The following is a 23,765-nucleotide window of genomic DNA, read 5'->3' on the forward strand; positions in this document are numbered from 1 at the left end:
TATATTCAAAACATGAAAATTATCGCATGTATCCTTTTGAGTTTGTCGGCTTTAGGCCAACAAGTCATCAAACTCTATCCGGGCAAAGCTCCGGGATCCGAAAATTGGAACTGGGAAGTGAAAGAATTCACCCCCATGCCCAATAACCGAATGTTATTCGATGTATCAGAACCTACATTAACCATTCACCCAGCTGCACCAGGCAAAGGAAATGGAACATCCATCATCATCGCGCCCGGAGGAGCCTTCCACATTTTATCGATCGATTCTGAAGGTCATGATGTGGCCAAATGGTTAAGCGCTCGCGGGATCACCGCTTTCGTTTTGACCTATCGCGTGGTGAAAACCAACGGACCAAATCCATTTGCAGAGTTAATGCCACTTATGAAGGATTTCAAAAAGCTTGATGAAATCAATGCGCCCGTTGTGGAAATGGCTACGCAAGATGGAATCGAGGCCATTAAATATGTGAAAGCAAATGCGAAGCAATTAGGTATTGACCCGAACAAAATGGGCTTCATGGGATTCTCGGCTGGCGGTACCCTGACGATGAATGTATTATTAAGTGCCCCTCAAGAATTAAAACCGAATTTCATCGCTCCCATCTACCATTACGCAGGTGCAGTGACCGGAAAAGAGATGCCAAATGCTAAGACGCCTGCCTTCATCGCTGTTGCTGCCGATGACGATTTAGGTTTCGCACCTCACAGCATTCGTTTATTCGAACGTTGGACTGCCGCTAAACACCCAAGCGAAATACATGTCTATGAAAATGGAGGCCATGGATTTGGGATGCGGAAAAACAATAAGGCGAGTGATAACTGGACTATGGATTTTGAGAATTGGTTGAGAGTAAACAAGTATTTATAAAAATCAGACTTTAGTTTGAGCCCACTTACCTTTGCCAAACCTTGGAGGATTGGCAAAGGTAGTGCGGGGAGAGCAAAATTTCGAACAGGAAACTGATAAAATTGAACACATGCAAAACATTATTTTAGTCCTTTTCATTTCAGTGTCGCTAACGGTATTCGGCCAAGTCAAGCTTCCTTCACTTGTTAGCGATGGCATGGTACTTCAACATAGACAAGCCACCATAATTTGGGGCTGGGCCAAGCCCGATGAAAAAGTTCGCATCGATACTCGAAATAAATCCATCAAAACGCAAGCTGATAAATCGGGCAAGTGGCAGGCAGAACTGCCAGCATTTGCTGCAGGGGGGCCTTTTGATATTCGTATAAATGACATCGTTATTCACAACGTACTTTGGGGGGAAGTTTGGCTCTGCTCGGGACAGTCCAACATGGTTTTACCCATGGAACGCATAAAAGAAACCTATCCATCTGAAATTGCCCAGGCGCAAAATCCCCTGATTCGTAATTTCTTCATCCCAACAATCATTAGCAAAGACATCGAAAAAGACGATATCCCCAATGCCAAATGGCTCGAAATCAATCCTGAAAATATCTTGAAAATGGGAGCGGTGACTTATTTCTTTGCCCAAAAACGCTTTGAACAAACACACGTTCCTATCGGCATTATTAATGCCAGTGTGGGCGGATCACCCATCGAATCTTGGATTAGCGAATCCGGCCTAAAGCCCTTACCGATTCCCACACAAAAACCCTTCGTATCGAGCCCAGCGCCCATCGAAAAGGATCGCGGAATGCGTGAAGGGAAAAAATGGTTTGATACAAGTTATGTAGCCAAGGGATGGAAAAACTATTTTATCCCAGGATTTTGGGAAGATCAAGGCCTCAAAGACCTGAATGGAATCGTTTGGTTTCGTAAAGAAATCGATATCCCACCGGGACAGGAGAATGAAGTAGGAAAACTTTTTATGGGACGTATTGTGGATGCTGACGAAATGTATGTAAACGGTACACGCGTGGGCAACATTACCTATCAATATCCCCCACGACGCTATCAAATCAAACCAGGTATCCTACATGCGGGTAAAAATCTATTGGTCATCCGTGTCAGCAATTCGGCAGGAAAGGGAGGCTTTGTACCGGACAAACGTTATGAACTTGTACTAGGCGAAAAGACGATTTCGCTCGTAGGAAATTGGCAATATAAAGTAGGCGATGTTTGGACCCCAAATCCCCAAGTTTCAACAGCCCAAATGTACCAACCCAAAACCCTTTACCAAGGAATGATTAGCCCTATTTTGCCCTATACGCTTAATGGGATTTTGTGGTATCAAGGAGAATCCAATGGAGGCGATCCCACGAATTATGGGAAGAAATTAGCGGTATTAGCAGGTGATTGGCGAACGAAATTGAACCAAGCCAACTTGCCCTTTATCTATGCACAATTACCCGGTTTTGGTGACCGTCAATTACTTCCCGTGGAAAGTAATTGGGCCATCCTTCGCGAGGAGATGCGCCAAGCAGAAAGCCAAATTCCCAATAGCGCCATGGTCGTAACCATCGATCAAGGGGAATGGAACGACATTCATCCGCTGAACAAAAAGCCAATTGGAGAACGAATGGCTTTGGCGGCAAATCAACTCATCGAAAAAGTCGCATCCGCCAGTTCAGGCCCTCAAATAGAAAGTGCCAGCAAAACTGGGAATCAAATCATCCTACGTTTCAAAGCCCAAGGGGGAAATCCGACAATCGATACCCGAAATGAAGACGAATTGCAATATTTTGCCATAGCTGGCAAAGATCGAAAATTCGTTTGGGCCAAAGCGCGCATTGAAAATAATATGGTCATCATTACTTCAGATGAGGTAAATGAACCTGTCTATGTTCGCTATGCCTGGTCTGATTTTCCAGAAGGAAACCTCGTGAATGAACAAGGATTTCCAGCATCACCGTTTGAGATTTCGATTAATTAATGGATTGTGCTCGTCTAAATGCCGAAGGTGACATCTTCTCAAAACGGTGAAAAACCCGATTAAAATAGGACAAACTCTCAAAGCCACATTCGAAACTGCATTCGGTTACATTTTTATCTTGTAAGAGTAATTGTTTGGCATAGTTTATCCGAAAGCGATTCACAAAATCCGTATATGTAAGATGCGTCGTTTTCTTAATGTAGCGACAAAAAGCCGGTACCGTCAAACTCACCTCCGAGGCCATCGCTTCCGTGTCAATTTTTTCCTGAAAATGCGTCTCTACGTACTGATAAATTCGAGCCATCCGCTCCTGCTGCTTTAAAACTTGTTGGCCCGCAATCGCTCGAACCCCCAGCGTCATTGCCGAATCACTTTCTGCCAATAATTGAAAAATATGCAACAACTCGATAAATTGATCAAAGCGATTCAAGGTTGGAATCATCTTCATTCGCGCCCCCACCTGACGTTTTGTTTCGCCCTCAAAGGCTAATCCCGATTTTGCACGTTCCATCAAGGCCTGAACCTTTTGCATCTCAGGTACCTGAGCCATTTTGACTTGAAAATAATCGGGCGGAAACTGAATGACCACCGTTTCCACGCGCGTTTTCGCCCCGTAATCAAAATTCAAATGGGGAATGTTCGACCCAATTAATGCCAAATCTGAACCATAATAGGTAGAAACATGATCCCCAATGTGCCGAATCCCCCGCTCTGCCTCAACATAGACCAACTCGATTTCTGGATGAAAATGCCAATAGAAAACCTCGTTCAATTGCGGTGTGAGCAATAAACGAAATGAGCTATCCGCATCCGGATTAATTTGTTCTAATTTCAATTTCATTAACCCAAATATGCACAATTATTCAACATTATGTAAAAAATTATCAATAGAGTACAAAAATTCGTCAATAAGGCGTTAATGGTCTATTCAGAAAATGCAGAGATTTGTCAATATAAACCATACCAACTATGCAAAACGAGACCATGATTCCCAACAATGGCCATTATGACATTCCGGGAAACCCCTCTACCGCTAAGAGTAGCAACTTGCAATTAAATGACCGATCAAATGGTACCCCCCTCCGTGTATTGAGCGAAGAGGACTGGGCGTTTTGGAAACACAATGGTTACGTCATTATCAAGCAAGCGGTTCCTCGCGAACAAGCACAGGAAACGGCCAAATTCCTTTGGGAATTCGAAGAAAAAGATGCCCATAATCCGAACACCTGGTATACCGCTCCTCGTGCGGAAATGAAAATGAAAGAACTAGGAGGAACTGGAATGGTCGAATGCTACAACAATCAGCACCTTTGGAATAACCGACAAATGCAACGCGTTTATGATGCCTTCGTAGATATTTGGGGAACCGAAAAATTATGGGTCACGATCGATCGCGCGAATTTAAATTTCCCGATTCGCCCCGGCCACGAATACAAGGCTTTTATTCACTGGGATTATGACCCGGAAACCAAACCTGTTCAGGTGCAAGGGGTACTCGCACTGGAAGACCAACTCGATGAAAATATGGGAGGCTTTCAATGTATTCCTGAGCTATTCAGAACCTATGATACTTGGAAGCTAACACAACCGGAAGATCGTGATCGTTTTAAACCCGATACGTCTAGCTTTACCCCGACCAAAGTCAAATTAGAAGCAGGCGATTTATTAATCTTCAACAGTTTACAACCCCACGGTATCCGAGCGAATAACAGCGATAAAGTTCGTTGCGCGCAATACATCTCCATGATGCCTGCCGAAGAGGACAATGATTCTCTACGCGAATGGCGTGTGAATTCCTGGAAGAACCGCATCGCCCCCGAGGGTTATGCATTCCCAGGTGACCCGCGTAATTGGGAACAAACCAAATACGAAACGGCAAAACTAAATTCCTTAGGTGAAAAAATTCTCGGCTTAAGAAAATGGGAATAAATGTTAGAAATCGTAACCGTATTATTTAAAAAAAGCCCGGCATTATAACCGGGCTTTTTAAATTAACCTAACGCTTTTCGAGCTTGTCCATCCGGGTTATTAACCAATGCACTTTGATCGTCCAAAATCATCGTCTCGCCATTTGCTTTGGTATACGGCTTCCAATTTGGCAAGCCTCCGCCGTTTGGATTTCCCGTTTTGACAAAGTTCAAAAAGGACTTCGCCATTTTAGTAGACAATGCGCGAGGGCGTTTGCCTCCGCCGGTATGTGTCAACATCAAATCCGTATTATAAAACCAAAAACAGATATCATCGCAATGGAACGCACGCATCCGACCATCGAAAAGTGGTGGCTGCCAGCCGAACCATGAAACATAAACGGGCGCTTTGCCTTGAGCGAATTTGGCATCTGCCGCGGCAATGGCACCCTTTCGGTTTGAGTTAATCATCGCCCAAAGTTCAATCGGCTTAGCATTCGGAAAGTTTTGATGGAATGCCTCCACAATCGCCGCAGATTGATCTCCAAAACGCGACTTGATTTTATCCACAACCCCAGCCAAACTAATGGATTCTAAACTCGCGTCCGTACGCGATGGACTGAACTCATGAAACGTTGTATTGATGATCAACGGTATATCAGCCGAAAAATGATTCGGGTCGCTAAAGAACGGTTGGTCATTCATCGTCACGCCATCCGCCACCGGCGAAAATCCTCCGCGTGCTATGCCCATTTTCTTAGCCTCCTCATTCATTTTCTCCACCGCACGCGAGGTAATATCAATGTATTCACGCCAAGGAATTTGTTGGAGTTTTTCGATTTCACCCGGTTTCAAACCAGCCTCCTCCATCACTTTCACACCAAGTTTCTCCGCATATTCTTTATTGACACCTCCTAGCGAAGTTCCAGACAAAGCAACTGCCTTATGAAACAAACCTTTGGCAGCTGACATATTCATCAATGTAGTCACTTTCGCGCCACCACCTGACTGACCAATAATGGTCACGTTTCCAGCATCACCACCAAAATGTGCAATGTTATTCTTCACCCATTCCAGCGCGGCAACCATATCTAAATTACCCACGTTCCCGGAATGTGGATGTCCGCCTACAGCTTTGAGATGTGAATATCCAAAAGGCCCTAATCGGTGATTGATCGAGACAAAAACAACATTCCCTAAGCGAGAAATATTCTCCCCGTGATAGCCATCTTGCTCGATCGCATTTCCATTCGTGAATCCACCGCCATGCAACCATACAATTACCGGTCGCTTACTCGAATCTATCGCTGGCGTCCAAACATTCAGACGCAAACAGTCTTCTGAAACGTCATCGTAATTCCAATGATCCACAAACGAAGCATACGCATTTGCATAGCGCTTCTCCATAATTTGTGGAGCCGTATTTCCCCACCAAACACACGGTTTTACCTCAGACCAAGCCGCAGGTTTTTGCGGAGGCATAAAGCGATTTTTACCACTCGTATCCGCACCATACGGTATCCCCAAAAACTGATTAATTCCACGTAAAATAAATCCACGCACCTGGCCATATTCAGTTTGTGCAACCGCAATTTGATCCCCCACAAATAGGACTTGATCATCTGCATTGGCCACAACGGAGCTTGATACTCCCTTCCCCACACTCAGTGATGCGGCACCCAATCCCAAGGACTGAATAAAATTTCTGCGATTTGATTTCATAATTAATATAGGTTGTTTATTTAATTCCATAAATTTTTACTTGGCGCATGGACCACGGAATTTCATCTGCCTCTTTCGTCAGACCCTCCGCTAATTTCAACCGCACATATTTTGTTTTCACTTGGTCAAAACTCACCATATTATCCCCTTCTTTTCCTTTCCAATTCGCCACATGGGTATTCCAAGTAAGTCCATCCAACGAAGTTTCCAGATGCATCACCCGAGGATAGGTTGCAATCATTGTTGGCGCTACACCGGGCGTCGGCTTAGGTGGACGTTTAAAGGTCGTATTGGACGTGAAATGAAATTCAGACAAGTTGATAGACTGCGGAAATTCAATCTGATACCACATGTCTTTGGCTTGCGTAATTCCGGTCGACCAACCCTCATAATTTGTCGCACTGCGTGGTGAGGCATTGCCCCCCACACGCGTAGAAACGGTATTACTTGCCGTAAATTTCCAAGCCGCATCGGCAGGGAATTCCTGCGGAACAACTTTCATCAGTGCTTCATACTTATACATCGATGCTTGCTTGGCTGTCTTTGCCCGAATCGCAGCGACTTGTTGGGCCGTTACAAACGACGCATCATTCGACAACCCATTGCGGATATACGAAACAACATCTGCGATCCATTGATCCGACTGCTCTTTCATCGGTTGCATCATGCCACCTGCATAATTTTTCCCATCTACAACTCCATCTAACCCATGCAATAAAACCCGCACAGCATATTCAGGATGTGACTGAATACGGAAACTTCCTGCCAAAGCCGGAGCTAATAGTTTATTATTGCCAGCCGATTTCCCCATGCCATCATTGCCGTGACATTGTGAGCAAAGTTCCGCGAAAACCAATTCACCACGTGCCAAAATTTCCTTTTGATCCTTACTCAATTCGGCGGCATTAAACGGCCCATTTTGGCGTGGTTTTGGGGGTGTGATGGTTTGTTCGCCCACCAACTTCACCCCACCGCTTGGGTGTTTCACCAAGCTCGCTTTCACATGTTCCGCCAGTTCAGGTACCTTCACAAACTTCGAAGAGAAGATGGCTTGCATCGCCACTTCAGGATCAGCGTCCAACATACTTTTTTGATAGGTGGAGGCAAACGATTTGTCTCCCGCTTTGTACAATGTTTCGGATGCTTTCAATGCTTGGATTCGCATGCGTGGATTTGCATCTGCAACTAATGATTGAACCGTTGGCGCTGTTAAAGCACCCAAGCCCTCAAGCGTCCAAAGTGCATGAATTCGACCATTTATCGTCGACCCTTTTAATGCCATTTGTTTTAAAGCTGGCACGACCGATTTGTCTTTTCGCAATACCAAAACCTGCTGCGCCATATCTTGCCACCAGCCGTTGGGATGATTTAGGTAGGTAACAAGTGTTGCTGATTTTTCATCGTACATGCGTGCCGGTTTCTTATCACGCTCTTGACCTTCATAGGTAATGCGCCAAATACGCCCGAGACCCACCACTTTATCTAACTGATATTGGTCGATTTTCAATCGTAAATAGGAGTCTTTGGGCGTCCATTGCCCCTCTTGAATGATGCCGTGATACATATCCACAATGTACATGGTTCCATCGGGTGCGGTAGCCATGTCAACTGGACGGAATAAGGGATCCGTTGATTTTAAAAATTCTGATTTTTGGTCTTGAAAAACGTTGTGTAAAGTCGTCAATCCATCTTTCACTACGGGATTAATTTGACGGACTATTCGAGCCACAGGTTCCCCATAAAATAGTTGGCCCCGTAACGAAGCCGGTAAACGATCTCCCCGGTAAATATCGTTTCCAGCTGATCCGGTCACGCGATTCAGCGAACCATCCGGCTGACGAATTTCATCCATTCCGCCTTGCATATCGGCAACTTTAACAGCGGCACCCCAAGGAACTTCAAAACCTTTGGCTAATTCATTTGGGACATCATAATTTCCATATTGAATCGGGAATTGGAAATGTGATGGTACACCTGAAGCGCCTCCTTGAAACCATAATTTACCATTGTCATCTTGGGTAATTCCCCATTGAGCCCGATTGGCACCGGTCTTTTCCCGAATAATACCATTCGGCGTTTCACGAATACGAAAGGCATTTACGGTACTGTATAACCAATTGTCCATGCCATAAAACAAGAAGGCTTGTTGGTGCTCCACATTCCCCGACCGACCATATTTCGTAGTAAAAAGCTCTTTTTTATCGGCCTTCCCATCTCCATTGGTATCGGTATATTTATAGATATTATCGGTATCAGACTCCATGGTCAAAACAGCATCTTTTCCATACGGGAGTACGAAACGAGGGAAGATCAATTTATCTACAAACGTAGTTCCGGTCTCATAGACGCCGTCGTTGTTTTTATCTTCCCAGCGCGAGATAACGCTGATGGGTTCGAGTTCGTTTTTGGAATCGGCGTCCAACATATATGAGCGCAATTCCAATACATACATGCGACCATTACCATCAAATACAATTTCTCCGGGTTGTTGGATTGCAGGCTCCGTCAATACGGGTTGAATTTTATATCCGGGAGGCAGCTGAAAGCGTTTGGCTTCTTCTTCTACGGACAAAGGCCTAACGGGATCTTTAGGTGATAAGTCAATGCCTTTCCAATTTTCATCGTTGGGATCTACGCCTGCGGGTAAACGCAGCGAATCCAGTGGATTAAATGCTGTTTTTGCAACATTAAAGGAGGTTAAAAGGGAAATCGACAGCGTCCCGAAAAGACACCATGCGGCTATTTTTTTCATGACAATTAATTACTAGGTTTAGAATTAATGACAAGGAAATCAGAATTTCACTGAATTACAACAGGTTAGCGCGAATAAGCAGGGCAGACCCGCTGAAAAATTTACCTTTTAATAAACGTTTAATCTTATATTTTAATAGGTACTGGTCATATCCTCCTCTACACAAATGATGTAGTCGGCCTTCAAAAAGTGCTCTGGAAGCAGTGAATCAATCTCTTTTTGAGTAACAGTAGCGATGGTCGCGATCTTGATATCGGATTTAGAACGCTTCAAATACCAAGATATCCCTTCATGGAAATCCGAATGGTAGGAGCCATTATAATGAATAAATAAAGTGCCTGGAGTCCAGTTTGAGAAAATAAAATGGGCCATCGTCGCATCTTTCAACGCTTGGGCTTTCGGCATATTCGGTGAGGTGTGTTCGCCCATCATGGTCAACATTTTTTGATAGCCCGGTAGATTAGCATCGTAGGCAATGGGCAACGGAGCAATACAAGCCTTCTCTTCCATAGACAGATTTGATAAACTTTCAAAACCTCCACGCGCCACCGAACTAGCATATTTTCGAGGGACATTGGTCGCGATGAAGGGGATGTTTTTCTCTTTGGCAAAGTTCACCAGCGGCGCATAATCCGTCCGATAATTTTTCCACAGTCGGGCCGATGAATCGAGCCCTTTCGCAGTTATTTTACCATGTAAGTAACTCGTTAAGGCTTGCTGATTATCCTGCTCAAACATCTCCGCACCTAAGATGAGTTGGCGTTTTTCCGCACAAGCCTGCGTAACTTCAAGCTCCAACCAATGGCTGATGGGGTTATTATGTAACTCCCCAAATAAGACAACATCTTGTCGTTGAAGTTGCTTGAGCATTTTTTCAAAGCGTAGTTTTTTCCCTTGGGCATTGTATAAAACATAAGCAGGCTTATCGCGCGCCTGAAGGGTCAAGGATAAGGTCAGAAAAAGTACCAATAATCTCATAGGAAAAGGAATAGCTTTGGCTAAAGTACGAATATTCCCAAACATTGGGCGTACCTTTGCGCTTTCAAAAATGCCGCATACCTATGCTTACTTCTGCAAACCGCACGAAAATCATCTTAATTCTCGGAATACTTTCGGCGATCGGGCCTTTGTCCATCGACATGTATTTACCCGCATTTAAAAATATCGCACATGCCTTGAATTGTTCGCAGGAGGAAATGGGCTTTACTCTGTCGAGTTTCTTTTTTGGAATTTGCATGGGGCAATTAATAAGTGGCCCATTACTAGACCATTTTGGGCGAAAAAATGTATTGTACATTGGCTTATCGATCTATGTTTTAAGTTCGATTGCCTGTGCGTTTGCCCCATCTGTGGAAGCGTTAATTGTTTTCCGTTTATTCCAAGCCTTGGGGGGTAGTGTGGGCATGGTGGCTCCCAATGCCGTTATCCGCGAGACGTTTGAGGAAAAAGAACGTCCTAAAATCATGTCCTTTATGATTTTAATTTTAGGTGTCTCACCCATTCTTGCCCCATCATTGGGGAGTTTATTGTTGACAATCGCCAGTTGGAAAGCCATTTTCCTCGTGCTAGCAGGAATCTTATTGGTCATCATTTTCTTAATCAGATCGTGGCTACCGGAGAAAATTAACCATGAAAAAAAGGGACCATTTAGGATAACTACTATTGCCAAAGCCTACCGGGCGCTTTTTAAAGAAAAAGAATACTTGGTATTTGCCTTTACTGGTGCGATTGGTGCGGGAAGTATTTTCACCTACGTAGGAGGAGCACCATTGACCTTTTTGACGTATTACGGAGTTAGTGAATCGAAGTTTGGCTTCTTGTTTGCGATTGTGGCGTCGGGGATTATTTCAGCGAGCCAACTGAACCGGGTGGTACTTAAAAAGTACACCAGCTTACAGGTTTTGCGCGTGACCTTACCTACGCAATTAGCATTAGGTTTATTGTTATCGATTTTAGCCAAATTCGAATTGTTGACCATGGAATTAAACATCTTCCTCTTGTTTTTAATTATGGGTTGTCAAGGATTTAACTTCCCCAATGTGGCGACGCTTGCCCTACGTCCCTTTCACCGCGGAGCCGGAACGGCATCAGCGATGTTGGGTTCCATCCAAATGGCTTGGGGAGCCGTTTGCTCTATGCTTGTGGGGCTTTTGTTTGACGGCACACCGTTCACGATGGCGATTATCATTTTCGGGTGCGCTGTATTGGCAAATACAATCTTATTCATCGTTGGCCGTAGAATAATTGTAACAAAATAACGCCATTCCCTTTGGGATACGTTTTTACTAGAAAAATCCCTGTGATTGACCAAGTTTTTGACGCTTACCACCAAAATTAACTTATATTAACATGAGCACTAAATGTATTTCACCTCTACAGGCAATAGGTTTAGCATTATATTAAAAAGTATTTTTAATTTTACCGAACTAACAAAATAACATGGCGCCATCCAATCCGTTTAATCGAATTGTCAACCTGGTCAATTTGCATAAAAAAGAAGTTGTTTCCATTTACCTCTTCTCTATGCTTAGCGGTTTAATCGATTTGAGTTTGCCATTAGGCGTACAAACAATCATTGGATTGGTAATGGGTGCCACTATGGTAAGTTCCATCTATGTCTTGATTTTCTTAGTTGTTTTAGGCGTTCTTCTCGTAGGAATCCTACAGCTTAATCAAATGAAGATCATCGAGACTATTCAGCAACGCGTATTTACAAGTTATGCGTACATCTTTGCTGATACCATCCCGCGTTTGGATTTAAAAAAAATGGATCACTATTTCATCCCCGAGAAAGTGAATCGCTTTTTTGATACCATTAATATTCAAAAAGGATTTGCCAAATTACTATTAGATATTCCCATTGCCACCGTACAAATTGCATTTGGTATACTTTTGCTCTCCTTGTATCATCCTCTGTTTATTTTATTGGGCATTTTCCTCATTGTCCTCTTGGTATTGATTTTTAACTTAACAAGTAAAAGAGGTATTGCAACTAGCATTCAAGAATCGAATTACAAATACGAGGTCGTAGGGTTTTTCAATGAAATCGGCCGAACCCTAAAATCCTTCAAATTCAGTCAAGGTTCGGACATGAATTTTAAAAAAACCAACGAACAAACACGTGGGTATTTAGAAGCACGGACTCAACATTTTCATGTCTTATTATTTCAATACAAAACATTAATATTCTTCAAGGTTAGTTTAACTGTTCTCATGTTGACGTTGGGGACATACTTGTTGATTGAACAACAATTAAATATTGGTGAATTTATTGCCGCCGAAATCGTCATTTTAATGGTCATCGGTGCAGTAGAAAAACTCATCACGAGTTTGGATAGTGCATACGATGTAATCACTGGTCTAGAAAAAATTGCAAGTGTCACCGAAAGTCCCTTGGAACATTCTGGAACAATGGAATTGAACGCCGAAAAAGGCATAGATGTGCAGTTGGCCGATTTCAGTTTCTCATTCGACGAGGATAAAAAAGTGCTAGATTCGATTAGCTTACACCTAAAACCTGGACAAAAGGTATGTGTTACAGGACCAGAGGGCTCAGGGAAGTCGATGTTACTGCGTATACTAACAGGAAATTACCAAGACTTTCAGGGTAGTTTTCAAATTAACCACTTCCCTATTCACAATTACAGCCTTAAAAGTCTACGCAAAAACACGGGAATATTACTTCACGGGCAAGAGATTTTCGGTGGTACGCTTTGGGAGAACATCAGTTTAGGTCAAAAAGAAATTACAGGCGAAGTAATTTTGGCCAAAGCCCAGCAACTTGGATTTGAAGATATATTAAGTCATTTCCCCGCTGGTTTCGAGTCAGTTATTGAGCCGATAGGTAAAAAAACGCCACAAACCATTGTTCGGAAAATTTTATTACTCCGAGCTCTTTGTGGTGATAAAAAACTACTTTTACTTGAAGAGCCTTGGGCAGGAATGGAAACAAAAAATAAGGAGATCATTAAAAAACACCTTTTGAGTTTACCTAAGGATATCACAGTCGTTGTCGTTTCAGATGATGCGGATTTTAGTCGAATGACAGACCAACAAATTAACATGCACCATGGAAAAATTTAATGCTTTTGACCACATCTACCAAGAAAGGAAAAGCACTGAGATTAAGCCGTGGCTAATCACGTTGCTGATACTTACGCTAGCGCTCATTTTTTTACCTTGGACTCAAAACATACGTAGCAAGGGAAATATCACGAGTATTTACCAAGAGCAAAAACCGCAAAAGATATATAGTCCAATTGCTGGAAAAATCAGTCGGTGGTGGGTACGAGAAGGTGATACAGTGCGAGCAGGTGATACGCTGGCTAAAATTACCGAGATTAAAGGGGAGTACCTTGACCCGAACCTGATACCGCGAACACAAGAGCAGCTTACGGCAAAAGAGGGTTCGCTTCGGTATTACGAGCAAAAAGTACTGGCGACCAACGATCAAATTCAAAACCTAAGACGCTCATTAACGTTGAAGCAAAATCAGGTTGACAATAAGATAAAGCAATTACAACAAAAAATTACGGGTGAGCGAGCGGAGCTTGAGGCTGCACAGAATGACTACAATCTTTCCAAGGACCAATTCGAACGTAATCAAAAAATGTACCGCGAAGGTTTGATATCGCAAACACAATACCAACAACGCAGTGTCGCGATGCAGAATTCGCTCGCTAAAAAGACAACGGCAGAAAATAAAGTAAATCAAACCTTGCAGGATATTGCTAACGCCCAAATTGAACTTCGAGGCGTTGATCAAGAATACAGTGAGAAAATTAATAAGGCCGAAGGAGAACGATTCCAAAGTTTAGGCCAAGTTGAAACCAACAAAGGGGACATTGCTAAACTTGAGAATCTGGTAACAAATTATACCATTCGGAATGGGATGTACTACATCATTGCCCCACAATCAGGGCAAATTATTAAAGCAACAAAATCCGGTTTAGGTGAAATTATCAAGGAAGGCGAAGATTTGTTAACGATCGTTCCAGATAATAACAATATAGCAGTCGAGATTTTTGTGCGGCCTGTCGATTTGCCTCTTGTCGTTCGCGGTGAAGAAGTCCGCTTAATTTTTGATGGATATCCTGTAATCTTATTTGCTGGCGGATGGCCAAATCAAAGTTTTGGTACCTTCCCAGGTAAAATTCGAGCTGTTGAAAATACCATCAATGACGAAGGGCTCTTCCGGGTCATTGTAGAGGAAGATCCCAAAGGGAAGAGATGGCCAAGGCAACTGCGCATCGGTGCAGGGGCACAAGGAATTGCCCTATTAAACGATGTACCTATTTGGTATGAATTATGGCGAAACATCAACGGATTCCCGCCTGATTACTATCGAGGCAAAACAGCAAAAAAGGATAAGAATGAAAAATAAAGCCTTGCTTTTACTGCTAATATTTAACGTAAGTTTTGGCCAGCAAAAAACGTTAAGTTCCTCCGAATATTGGCAAATTGTTCAAAATTTCCATCCCATTGTTAAGCAAACTTTGATTGAAATTAAACAATCTGATGCCTCACTGACTATCGCGCGTGGTGCTTTTGACCCTATTTTGGAACATTACAGTACGCAAAAAACCTTGGATGGGAAAAATTACATCGATTACCATGCGCCTTCCCTTAGCATTCCTACCTGGTATGGAATCGAGTTCAATGCAGGAATAGAAAATATCAGAGGAACGCGACTTGATCCAAGCCAAACTTTTGGCCAAACGAGTTATATCGGCGTTCAAATTCCATTAGCTAAAAACCTATTGATGGATAAGCGGAGAGCGGTCCTTCAGCAAGCCAAAATTTTACAAAAAATGGCGCTTCAAGACCAGCGCACCGAGCTAAATAAGCTACTATTAGATGCGATGGAAAGCTATATTTCTTGGGTTAGAAGTTACCAAGCTTGGCAGTTGGTACAGGCCAACTACATTAATGCGTCCAAGCGTTTAGAGTTTGTTAAGAAGAGTGTAGAGTTTGGCGATAGACCTGCTATTGATACCTTAGAAGCCTTGACTCAAAAACAAACTTTTGAGAATATGTTGACAACAAAGGTATTAGAATTGGCGAATGCTCGCATCGGTCTCTCCGCCTACCTTTGGAATGTAGAAAGCAATCCAGTAGATTTAGCCGAGGACGTGATTCCAACGCCAAACGATGTGGTTAATTTACTTGCAAATGCTGACCTCAATCTCCAAAGTCTTATTGATAAGGCGATGCAAAATCATCCAGAACTCAATAACTACCGAAATAAATTAGCCGTATTGGGGATTGAAAAAAGGTTAAAGTTTCAAAGCTTATTGCCCAAATTTGATTTAAGCTATAACCATTTGTCGAGAGGTGGCCCATCACTAATGGGTGCTTCATTCTTGGAAAACAACTATAAATATGGCGTTAAATTTGAATTGCCACTCCGTCTTTCAGAAGGTCGCGGTGCCTATCAAGCAGCCAAGTTAAAAATCGAAAATGAGCAACTTAATTTGAATCAAAAACAGGTTCAAGTGGAGATTAAGATTCGAAATTATTTTAACCAATTTGAGGCATTACAAAAACAAATTCAAACACAGCAATTGGCATATACCAACTTTCAATCACTTGTAAAAGCAGAGGAGCAACGATTTGATAACGGGGAATCTTCTTTGTTTCTAATCAACAGTCGGGAAATGAAATCCCTTGAAGCTGCAGAGAAGTTGGTAGACCTAAAAGCCTATCTCCAGAAAACTACATTTGCCTTGCAGGCGAGTGCGGGAATACTATACGAAAACTAGGCTTTTCGATTTTTCACTAAATCAAACGCATCGTCGTAATCCGTACGTAACGTTCCCATCAAACGATCCCAGAATAACAAATAAAGGCCATAATTGCCCTTGAAATATTTATGGTGCTGGTTGTGGGCGACGGAGGTATTAACCCAGCGACCGATGGTCGTCCGACTAAATCCCTTTGGATAAAGCTCCCAGCCTAAATGTCCATAGATGTTATACACGATTGAAAAGAAGAAGAAAATCGGCACATGGGACACGTGCATTGGAATCGTAAAATAAAAAATCAAGATGATTCCATTTTCTAAAATCGCCTCCAAGGGGTGAAAAGCATAGGCCGCCCAAGGGGACGGATTCGTAGATTTATGATGCACCAAATGAAACCACTTGAATAATGCTGGATGATGCATAATCCGGTGGATCCAATAAAAATACGTATCATGCATGACAAACATGATCGGGAAAGCCAATAGGTAATAAGCCCAGCCAAAATCAGCAATCTCCTTGTAAATCGTCGTAAATGGCCGAACCGCTGGGTCAAAGACTACAGCCGTGACAATCACAGCAAAAATAACCATACTCGAAAAGGAGTACATAACCTCCCGCAAATAGTCTTTGGAAGCGGGGAAAGCTAGCTGAATTTTATAGCGAGCAATGCGCGGGCGAAGTAGGTAATAAAAAAGCAAGAAAATAGCCCCAGCTACCATGAAATAGCGGACACTAACTTTGCTAAATATTTCAATAAACTTATCAGCTGAGAAAAACATGGACGCAATTTACGATTAAAATCTATTTTTTACGTCCCCACCAATTCGCTAAAACAGACGCCGTTATGTTCTGCATCGAACCAAATATACCGGGCACTAGGCCCATCGTCGCCATGAAACCCATTTTAGCTGCAATTCCCGTAGCTAGTCCTGCATTTTGAAGGCCTACCTCAAAGGCAATTGTCCGCGAATCTTGCTCATTAATCCCCATCCATTTGCTAATCTTATATCCGAAAAAATAGCCCAATAGATTGTGAATGAGTACAATTAAAATCAATAGCCAACCGATTGATAAGAGCGTATCGTGACCCGCAGAAACCGTCAATGCTACAATGAAAATGATGGACGCCATTGATAGTATCGGTAACAAATTATCCAGCCACTTCTGTTTTCCATAGGCATATTTATTGTACACCAAGCCAGCGATAACTGGGAAAATAACAATCTGTAAAATATGCCAAAACATGTCCCAGAAGTTGATGGGTACCAACTGGTTCGCTAAAACTTTCATCAATAAAGGAGTCACTAACGGGGCTAACAAGGTTGATATGGCCGTAACAGTTACCGATAATGCCAAATTCCCTCCCGATATATAGGCCATCACATTTGATGCGACGCCACTTGGCGAACAACCTACGAGAATAATCCCAGCCGCTATTTCAGGAGGTAAGTCGGTCGTCATAGCCAAAGCCACTCCAATGCCCGGCATAATTAAATAGTGGCAAAAAATCCCGGCAAAAATAGGTTTGGGGGATTTGGCAATCTCAACAAAACGTGTCAAATTCATGTGAATACCCATACCAAACATGGTAATAACAAGTAAAGGTGTTACTAATTTCTTTAAGGGAAACCCATGAAAATCCACCAAATTTTCCGGGAAATTTAACGCATAAGTGGATGCCGCAAAAATGAAAAAGGTATAAGAAAATCCTTTCAAAATAGGAAAACCCTGAAAGCCAATGGCGAGTAAAACAAAACAAAGCATGAAACCCATAGCAGCGCCTATTACTCCGAAAAACAAACAGCACGCAGCTGCTAATGCTGCAATAAAACCTAGAACCAAACAGGCCTTAAAAAAAACTGGCTTCATTTATTTATCGTTTAGAATGGACTAAAAATAGTAAATAAAATTAGTAGCCTAAAATCGCTTAGGCTAACTTTAACAACTTATGCCAAATCAAACCAAAATGTACATGAACCCAGGCGCAGCCCATGGCATAAAATTATCCAACAGGGGCTTATGAAAATTTTCTTATTACTTCTTCTTTCATTTACCCTATTTTCTCAGGAAAAATACCAAATAACAGGTATTGTTCAAGATATTAAATCTGCTCAAGCCATTCCAGGAGCGAGTGTGTATCTGGAAGGGTCGACCATAGGAGCACAAGCTGATTCATTAGGTAACTATAAATTGAATCGCATAAGTGCGGGAAGACATCGCTTAGTCGCTTCGTTTGTTGGCTACAAACCCAAAATATTCATTATCGAATTATTGAAGGAATCCCAAGTGATCAACATTTCGTTGGAGGAAGACAGCAAAACACTCGACGAGGTTCGAGTAAGTTCCAAACGTGATAAAGCTTGGGAGAGACAAATACGAAACTTTGAAAAGTCTTTCTTGGGTGATAACTATAATCGGAAAGAAGTTCAAATACTGAACAAAGAAGTGGTAGACTTTAATGAGGAAGATGATCGATTGGTAGCTACCGCTATTGCTCCATTGGTGATAGAAAATTACAGTCTTGGATACAAAATTACCTATACGCTAGACCGACTAGAAAAGACCAGCAATCTTACTTCGTTTCGGGGATTGGCACGTTATGAAATTCTAACCGCGACTACCCCAAAACAACAAAAAAACTGGGATGAAAATAGGAAAGAAGCCTACCTCGGATCACTCGCTCATTTTTTGAAAGCGCTATTTGAAGATAACTTAGAGGCAGAAGGGTTTAATGCTTATTTGCTAAAACCTGGTATCCAAAATACTTCTGCTGGAAGAAAGGGTGTATTTTATGACATATCCACGAATCGCCACTTCCCTTTTAAGCCTGCTGAGTTGATAAAGCCTTATCAAGTTAGTGATCTATATATCTTGGATACCCAAAATGCCATTGAATTGGTTTATAACCAACGACGCGTTCTTAGGCCTGTTTTTCCCGATGCCCCGTATCCTTACACCATATTAATTCCCAAAGGACTTGTGTTAATAAGCCCATCTGGAAATTTATTAGATCCCTTCTCGCTTGAAATGCGGGGAGACATGGGGCGCATCGGGATGGCAGAATTATTGCCCCTCGATTATACGCCATAAAAAAAGGCGCCCTTGCGAGCGCCTTTTCCTTATTTTAGTTTCATATTCAGCGGATCCCACTGAATGATTTTCTTATTGAAATAACTTTCATTACAAGCCAAAGCCGGCGCTGCTGCTCGGAAACCGAATGTCGCATCTTCTACGACCTGCTTGCCTGTACGAATCGCATCAAAGAAATTCGTAAAGTGATCCACGTGCTCATCGTATCCCGCTGGCGCTTTGAAAATCACATCTTCTTTGATCGGGCGCTTGCGTTGTGCTTCTGCCCATTTGGCATTATATTCCTTCGTCATTTCATCTTGCATGCTTTTCGAGAATGTAAACACCGAATCATATCCGCCAAAGCCTGGTGCCTCCGGCATAATGCTATGCGTCACAGAAATCGTATTTCCCTTCACGTTCATTACGCCTTCTGAACCAACCAAACGAGTCACCTCTTGACCACCCGTTCCACTGACAAAGTTAACTTGCAAGGTTAATTGGAAAGCAGGATGCTGAGGCGTATCTGCATATTGCATCACACCCGACATCACATCGGGTAAATTACGCCCATCTTTCCAATAGCTAAATTGTCCGGTAGAGAAGATGGTTTCGGGTCCGTTTGAGTTCGTCATGAAGTGTGTTCCACTCAATAAGTGAATGAATAAATCACCCGCAACGCCGGTTCCAACTTCTTTAAATGCACGCCACCAGAAGAATTTCTTGGCGTCAAATTCCATTTTGGCCGTTGCCTCGATGAAGCGATTCCAATCACAAGTAGACGCATCCGCATCTTTAGGTATGGTATATTCCCACGCACCAATCGAACTTTGACGATCGTATACGGCATTGACCATGTTGAGCTTTCCGATTTCGCCGTTGGCCAACATCTCCTTCGCCTTTGCTAAACCAATGCTGCTGACGCGCTGAGAACCAACTTGTAATACCTTATTGTATTTCTTTTGTGCATCGATCACGCGCTGGCCTTCGCTGATTTTGTAGACCATCGGTTTCTCGACATATACGTGCTTGCCTTTCGCGAGTGCATCGATTGTGATGCGTGCATGCCAAACGTCATGCGTGGCGATGATCACCGCGTCGATATCCGGGCGGTCTAATAATTCTTTGTAGTTACGGGTGGTATAAAGATCCTTGCCATAAAGTTCTTTGGCATTTTCGATACGACCCGTATATAAATCACAAATTCCGGCTAATTCTACGCCAGGTACTTTCAAGGCTGAGGCTAAATCAAAGTGGCCTTGCACCCCAAATCCAATGACACCTAAGCGGATTTTATCGCCTACCGATATCGGTTTTTCATAACGTAAAATTCGCTCTTCTGCTTTTTGTTGAGCTGCAAATGATTGTAAAGGTGCCGCGGCGGCTACCATACTTGTTGCACCGATTTGCTGCAGGAATCGTCTGCGTGATGCGGAACTGTTATCTTTCATAAATAGGTTATTTTTTCGACTGCTAATTTACAAATCTTCTAATGCGTATCGCACATAGGCGAACTTTTTTCCATCGGGACTCCAAGAAGGAACGTTGATCGTGCCCTGTCCCCCATAAAATTCCTCCGTTAAATCTTTAATTTGCTTCGTTTTCAAATCCAACAAGCGCAATTTGATTTGTCGGCCAAACGGATGCGCCTGTAGCTGATCTTCCATGTAGGTAATAATCGTAGCCACTTTATTGTTGGGGGCAATGTGCGCAAACCAATTTGAATAGTTGTCAAAGGTCATTTGCTCAGGCTCAGAACCATCTGCCTTCATGCGCCAAATTTGCATCATCCCAGAACGATATGAATTGATGTAAATGTATTTCCCATCAGGCGAGTATTCGGGGCCATCATCTAAGCTTTCGTTGGTCGTCAACCGAATTTCTTCACCTCCATCCGTAGACATGGCATAAATATCAAAATTCCCGTTTCTAACTGCGCAGTAGACCATTGTTTTCGCATCTGGCGAAACGCCGTGCCAATAAGAAGGTGTCAAAGGGGTCAACTGGACAGGTTCTCCACCGTCTGCGGATACCTTATAGATGAAGGACGATCCGCCTTTAATCTCCGGCTTACCACTCGAAATAAATAAAGTTTTTCCATCAAAGGTATAGCCATGGTCATTGTTGGCCTTCTGCACCGTCCCCGTATTCAGTTCGCCTAATTTCTCCCCCTTAGGGCTTACTTTTTCAAGTTTCCCGTAGGCATTGATGAGTAAAAACGATCCATCATGTGACCAGTTGGGTGCTTCAAAATGCCGTTTTTCTTCTAAAATTTTCTCTGATTTCCCCGACTTGAGGTCATAGATATACAAGGAGCTGATGACTTTTTTGCCCGCGGGCACCTGAGCCGATAGCGAGCTGGCGATGAGCGCCAGGGCAAGTATTTTTTTCATGGGAGGTTTAGATTTACGTAAGTTTACGCAGAATCGGATGAGATTCCTATCCTGATTTCCCCCCTTACCTTTCTCCCCCACCTTTGGGGCCCTTACCTTTGGCAATCCTCCAAGGTTTGCCAAAGGTAGTGGTTTGCTGGCTTTACTGATTTTGAAAAACTGATAATTAAAACCAGTTTATTGGAAAGAAAAAACAAAGGGAAATACAAAACTTACTAGCGCTGCCCAAATCGCATAAACAGGCAAAAAGTAGGTCATACTAGCCTCCACATCGCCTAGGTTCTTTTGTCCCCGGATCAAGCCTAGTAGCTCGCGGGTCACCAAAATCAAATGAATCAAAACCAGGATATTACTTCCAAAAACAGCTAATCGATTGGGGGTAATACCTAATTCCAACAAGCGAAAAGCGATGGCAGAAAGTGCAATCCCATTATTAACAATCGCCAAAACAGCTAGGGTAACAAGCGAAATCCGTTGGAAAAATGATGATGATTCCTTCGTCGCTTCACTCACGGAGAATAATACCAAGGCCATAACACCTACCAATACCCCGTTAAAAATCAGTAAGAAATCACGATCGTTGTACGGATCTTTCCCCGAATAAATGAATGCACACAAAAACAAAATTAACATCACGGTGACCAGTGGTGTAAAAATTCGGGCAATTACAGGTGAAATTTTACTGACGAGTGTGGGGTTTTGATGCACTAGCAGCGTCGCAAGCAAAGGCACAGAAGGTAACACAGAAAGCACCAAATAACGGAAATAAAAATCCTCAATTTTAATGTCAATCAAGTTGAAAAGATTAATCGTTAAGGCTGTGAAAAGGCCACCTGCCAACAAGATTACTGCACTCATGACAAGCAAGTCCCCATGAAAACGCAAAAAATTGACGCGCTTTTTAACTTCTGCCCTTTGAGCTCCACTGAAAACATAACCGACTAAAAACCACATCAACAAAGGGACATGCAAGCAAGTCAAAATCAAGGTATTGCTCGACAAATTATCCGGAAGCAAATTCACAAAAACAACGGAAAAAAGTAACAGTACTACTGGCCATAAAAGACGTTGGAAAGGCAGTCCCTGCTTAAAAACAAAAAAACCAGCCATGCCAGGCAACACAAAAAATGCCATGTTTCGCGGATAATAGAAATCATGCGAGATGGAGAACAGATCTGGCATTTGCATGAAAAATGCAACAATCAACGCAGCAATACCCACAAAAACCCAATCTCTCAAGTTCCCCCAGGTAATTTCTGATTGAACCCCGCGCAAGCGCTCATACCAAAATTGCGCAGCAATTTCCGACTGAACATCAGGATAGATTTGTTGAAATGCAGCTGTAAAAACAGCTGGGTTAGCCCGGTATAATTTTTCTAATACCTCAGGCTTATGTAAATTTTCTTTAATGCGATTTTCCATGCTATGATTGCATTTGTTTGATGAATTTCTCCAAACTAAGAAGGTGCTGAGCAAAGGCCTGCTTACCTAATTCCGTGGCGGCATATTGTGTATTGGGCTTACGGCCGATAAACTGCTTACGCACCTCTACATAACCCAGTTTTTCTAAAGCCTGCATGTGACTCGCTAAGTTACCATCGCTTAATTGAAGCGATTCCTTCAAACGCGCAAAATCCAGTTCGTCCTGAACCACCAGCAAGGACATCATCCCCAGTCGGACCCGACTTTCAAAAGCCTTATTCAGATCTTGAAATAAATTAGACACGTTCGTATCGGGTATAAATGATGAAACCGTAAAAAATATGAACCAGACCAAATCCGAGCGCCCAAATCAATATCCCATACGCTAAAAAGGCCGTTGCCAAAAGACCTAAAATGATAAAGAATAGGCCAACTGACCGTACGGCGTCCAAGGTATATTTACTCGCACTGAATAACCCTAATCCATAAAATAGAAGTGAAACAGGGGCCGCAAGTGAAACTAATCCCACTTGCATTAATAGTATAGCAAAAATACCTCCCGTAAGTACCGGAATGGCTAGGCTATAGGTGAGGCGTTTGGCCGCATTATCCCACGCCCGCTTGCCTGATTCGCGTGCATTGCGCATTGCCATAAACAGCCCAATCCCCACACAAATTATAAACAAGGAACTGATAAGGATGATGAGAAGAGTCTGATGTGATGAATGCCACATCCGTTCCAACGCCTCTGACTCAAATGGCGAAATGCCCGTCATCAGATAAGCAAAACAGACACATACCATCGATAGGATTCCTGCCAAAATTCCCGATAAACCACTAATCGATTTGAATCGAGAAGCTTGATCCATCATATCCCGCATCTCTTGGATGGCGGCCAACTGTTCTTCGTGATTT

At 42.8% G+C, this 23,765-nt stretch carries 19 protein-coding genes; 8 read left to right on the forward strand and 11 right to left on the reverse strand.

What is annotated here, in order from left to right; all coding sequences use genetic code 11:
- Positions 1-12: 12 nt before the first annotated feature.
- Complete coding sequence (locus ACIQZ2_RS04025) at positions 13-870, forward strand: alpha/beta hydrolase (protein WP_395767557.1); 858 nt, start codon at positions 13-15, stop codon at positions 868-870.
- A 109-nt stretch (positions 871-979) separates the two neighbouring features.
- Positions 980-2,842 carry a sialate O-acetylesterase gene (locus ACIQZ2_RS04030; RefSeq protein ID WP_395767558.1) on the forward strand — a complete coding sequence of 621 codons (1,863 nt, stop codon included), beginning with the start codon at positions 980-982 and terminating at the stop codon, positions 2,840-2,842.
- Here ACIQZ2_RS04030 and ACIQZ2_RS04035 read toward each other — a convergent pair.
- The gene (locus tag ACIQZ2_RS04035; protein ID WP_395767559.1) at positions 2,835-3,683 is read right to left on the reverse strand and encodes an AraC family transcriptional regulator; all 849 of its coding nucleotides are present in this window, start codon (positions 3,681-3,683) and stop codon (positions 2,835-2,837) included. The genes ACIQZ2_RS04030 and ACIQZ2_RS04035 overlap by 8 nt on opposite strands.
- 128 nt (positions 3,684-3,811) lie before the next feature.
- On the opposite strand from ACIQZ2_RS04035, the gene ACIQZ2_RS04040 reads away from it, so the two are divergent.
- Entirely contained in the window at positions 3,812-4,771 is a 960-nt protein-coding gene (locus ACIQZ2_RS04040; RefSeq protein ID WP_395767560.1) for a phytanoyl-CoA dioxygenase family protein, read from the forward strand.
- Positions 4,772-4,833: 62 nt separating this feature from the next.
- Here the strand turns inward: ACIQZ2_RS04040 and ACIQZ2_RS04045 are convergent, their stop codons facing one another.
- The 3 genes from ACIQZ2_RS04045 to ACIQZ2_RS04055 all read right to left on the reverse strand — a co-directional run bounded on the left by ACIQZ2_RS04045 (position 4,834) and on the right by ACIQZ2_RS04055 (position 10,201).
- Entirely contained in the window at positions 4,834-6,471 is a 1,638-nt protein-coding gene (locus ACIQZ2_RS04045) for a carboxylesterase/lipase family protein (RefSeq protein WP_395767561.1), read from the reverse strand.
- A gap of 16 nt (positions 6,472-6,487) precedes the next feature.
- A complete protein-coding gene (locus ACIQZ2_RS04050) occupies positions 6,488-9,223 on the reverse strand; it encodes a c-type cytochrome (protein ID WP_395767562.1) in 2,736 nt (911 codons plus the stop codon).
- 132 nt (positions 9,224-9,355) lie between these two features.
- Positions 9,356-10,201 carry a ChaN family lipoprotein gene (locus ACIQZ2_RS04055; RefSeq protein ID WP_395767563.1) on the reverse strand — a complete coding sequence of 282 codons (846 nt, stop codon included), beginning with the start codon at positions 10,199-10,201 and terminating at the stop codon, positions 9,356-9,358.
- A gap of 83 nt (positions 10,202-10,284) precedes the next feature.
- Between ACIQZ2_RS04055 and ACIQZ2_RS04060 the strand changes: the two genes are divergently transcribed.
- The 4 genes from ACIQZ2_RS04060 to ACIQZ2_RS04075 all read left to right on the forward strand — a co-directional run bounded on the left by ACIQZ2_RS04060 (position 10,285) and on the right by ACIQZ2_RS04075 (position 15,984).
- On the forward strand, positions 10,285-11,481 hold the full coding sequence (locus ACIQZ2_RS04060; RefSeq protein WP_395767564.1) for a multidrug effflux MFS transporter: 1,197 nt from the start codon (positions 10,285-10,287) through the stop codon (positions 11,479-11,481).
- Between the two features lie 181 nt (positions 11,482-11,662).
- A complete protein-coding gene (locus ACIQZ2_RS04065) occupies positions 11,663-13,306 on the forward strand; it encodes a peptidase domain-containing ABC transporter (RefSeq protein WP_395767565.1) in 1,644 nt (547 codons plus the stop codon).
- Positions 13,293-14,606, forward strand: a complete 1,314-nt coding sequence (locus ACIQZ2_RS04070; RefSeq protein WP_395767566.1) for an HlyD family secretion protein — start codon at positions 13,293-13,295, stop codon at positions 14,604-14,606. The genes ACIQZ2_RS04065 and ACIQZ2_RS04070 overlap by 14 nt, the downstream gene beginning before the upstream one ends.
- Positions 14,596-15,984 carry a TolC family protein gene (locus tag ACIQZ2_RS04075; protein ID WP_395767567.1) on the forward strand — a complete coding sequence of 463 codons (1,389 nt, stop codon included), beginning with the start codon at positions 14,596-14,598 and terminating at the stop codon, positions 15,982-15,984. Before ACIQZ2_RS04070 ends, ACIQZ2_RS04075 begins: the two co-directional genes overlap by 11 nt.
- Here the strand turns inward: ACIQZ2_RS04075 and ACIQZ2_RS04080 are convergent.
- Both ACIQZ2_RS04080 and ACIQZ2_RS04085 read right to left on the reverse strand, forming a co-directional pair.
- On the reverse strand, positions 15,981-16,745 hold the full coding sequence (locus tag ACIQZ2_RS04080) for a sterol desaturase family protein (RefSeq protein ID WP_395767568.1): 765 nt from the start codon (positions 16,743-16,745) through the stop codon (positions 15,981-15,983). The genes ACIQZ2_RS04075 and ACIQZ2_RS04080 overlap by 4 nt on opposite strands.
- A 22-nt stretch (positions 16,746-16,767) precedes the next feature.
- Positions 16,768-17,835, reverse strand: a complete 1,068-nt coding sequence (locus tag ACIQZ2_RS04085; protein WP_395767569.1) for a bile acid:sodium symporter family protein — start codon at positions 17,833-17,835, stop codon at positions 16,768-16,770.
- A gap of 150 nt (positions 17,836-17,985) precedes the next feature.
- Here ACIQZ2_RS04085 and ACIQZ2_RS04090 point away from each other — a divergent pair, with 150 nt between their 5' ends.
- The gene (locus ACIQZ2_RS04090) at positions 17,986-19,056 is read left to right on the forward strand and encodes a carboxypeptidase-like regulatory domain-containing protein (protein WP_395767570.1); all 1,071 of its coding nucleotides are present in this window, start codon (positions 17,986-17,988) and stop codon (positions 19,054-19,056) included.
- Positions 19,057-19,085: 29 nt separating this feature from the next.
- On the opposite strand, the gene ACIQZ2_RS04095 is transcribed toward ACIQZ2_RS04090, so the two are convergent.
- From ACIQZ2_RS04095 to ACIQZ2_RS04115, 5 genes are all read right to left on the reverse strand, one after another.
- Entirely contained in the window at positions 19,086-20,486 is a 1,401-nt protein-coding gene (locus ACIQZ2_RS04095; protein WP_395767571.1) for a Gfo/Idh/MocA family protein, read from the reverse strand.
- Between the two features lie 27 nt (positions 20,487-20,513).
- A complete protein-coding gene (locus ACIQZ2_RS04100) occupies positions 20,514-21,428 on the reverse strand; it encodes a TolB family protein (protein WP_395767572.1) in 915 nt (304 codons plus the stop codon).
- 177 nt (positions 21,429-21,605) lie between these two features.
- Positions 21,606-22,850, reverse strand: a complete 1,245-nt coding sequence (locus ACIQZ2_RS04105) for a hypothetical protein (RefSeq protein WP_395767573.1) — start codon at positions 22,848-22,850, stop codon at positions 21,606-21,608.
- 1 nt (position 22,851) lies between these two features.
- Positions 22,852-23,154, reverse strand: a complete 303-nt coding sequence (locus ACIQZ2_RS04110; RefSeq protein ID WP_395767574.1) for a winged helix-turn-helix domain-containing protein — start codon at positions 23,152-23,154, stop codon at positions 22,852-22,854.
- Positions 23,147-23,765 (reverse strand): hypothetical protein (locus ACIQZ2_RS04115; RefSeq protein ID WP_395767575.1); only part of this gene is annotated, 619 nt, incomplete at its 5' end. The genes ACIQZ2_RS04110 and ACIQZ2_RS04115, both read right to left, overlap by 8 nt.

The organism is Aquirufa sp., from assembly GCF_044342065.1.
Taxonomy (GTDB): Bacteria; Bacteroidota; Bacteroidia; order Cytophagales; family Spirosomataceae; genus Aquirufa.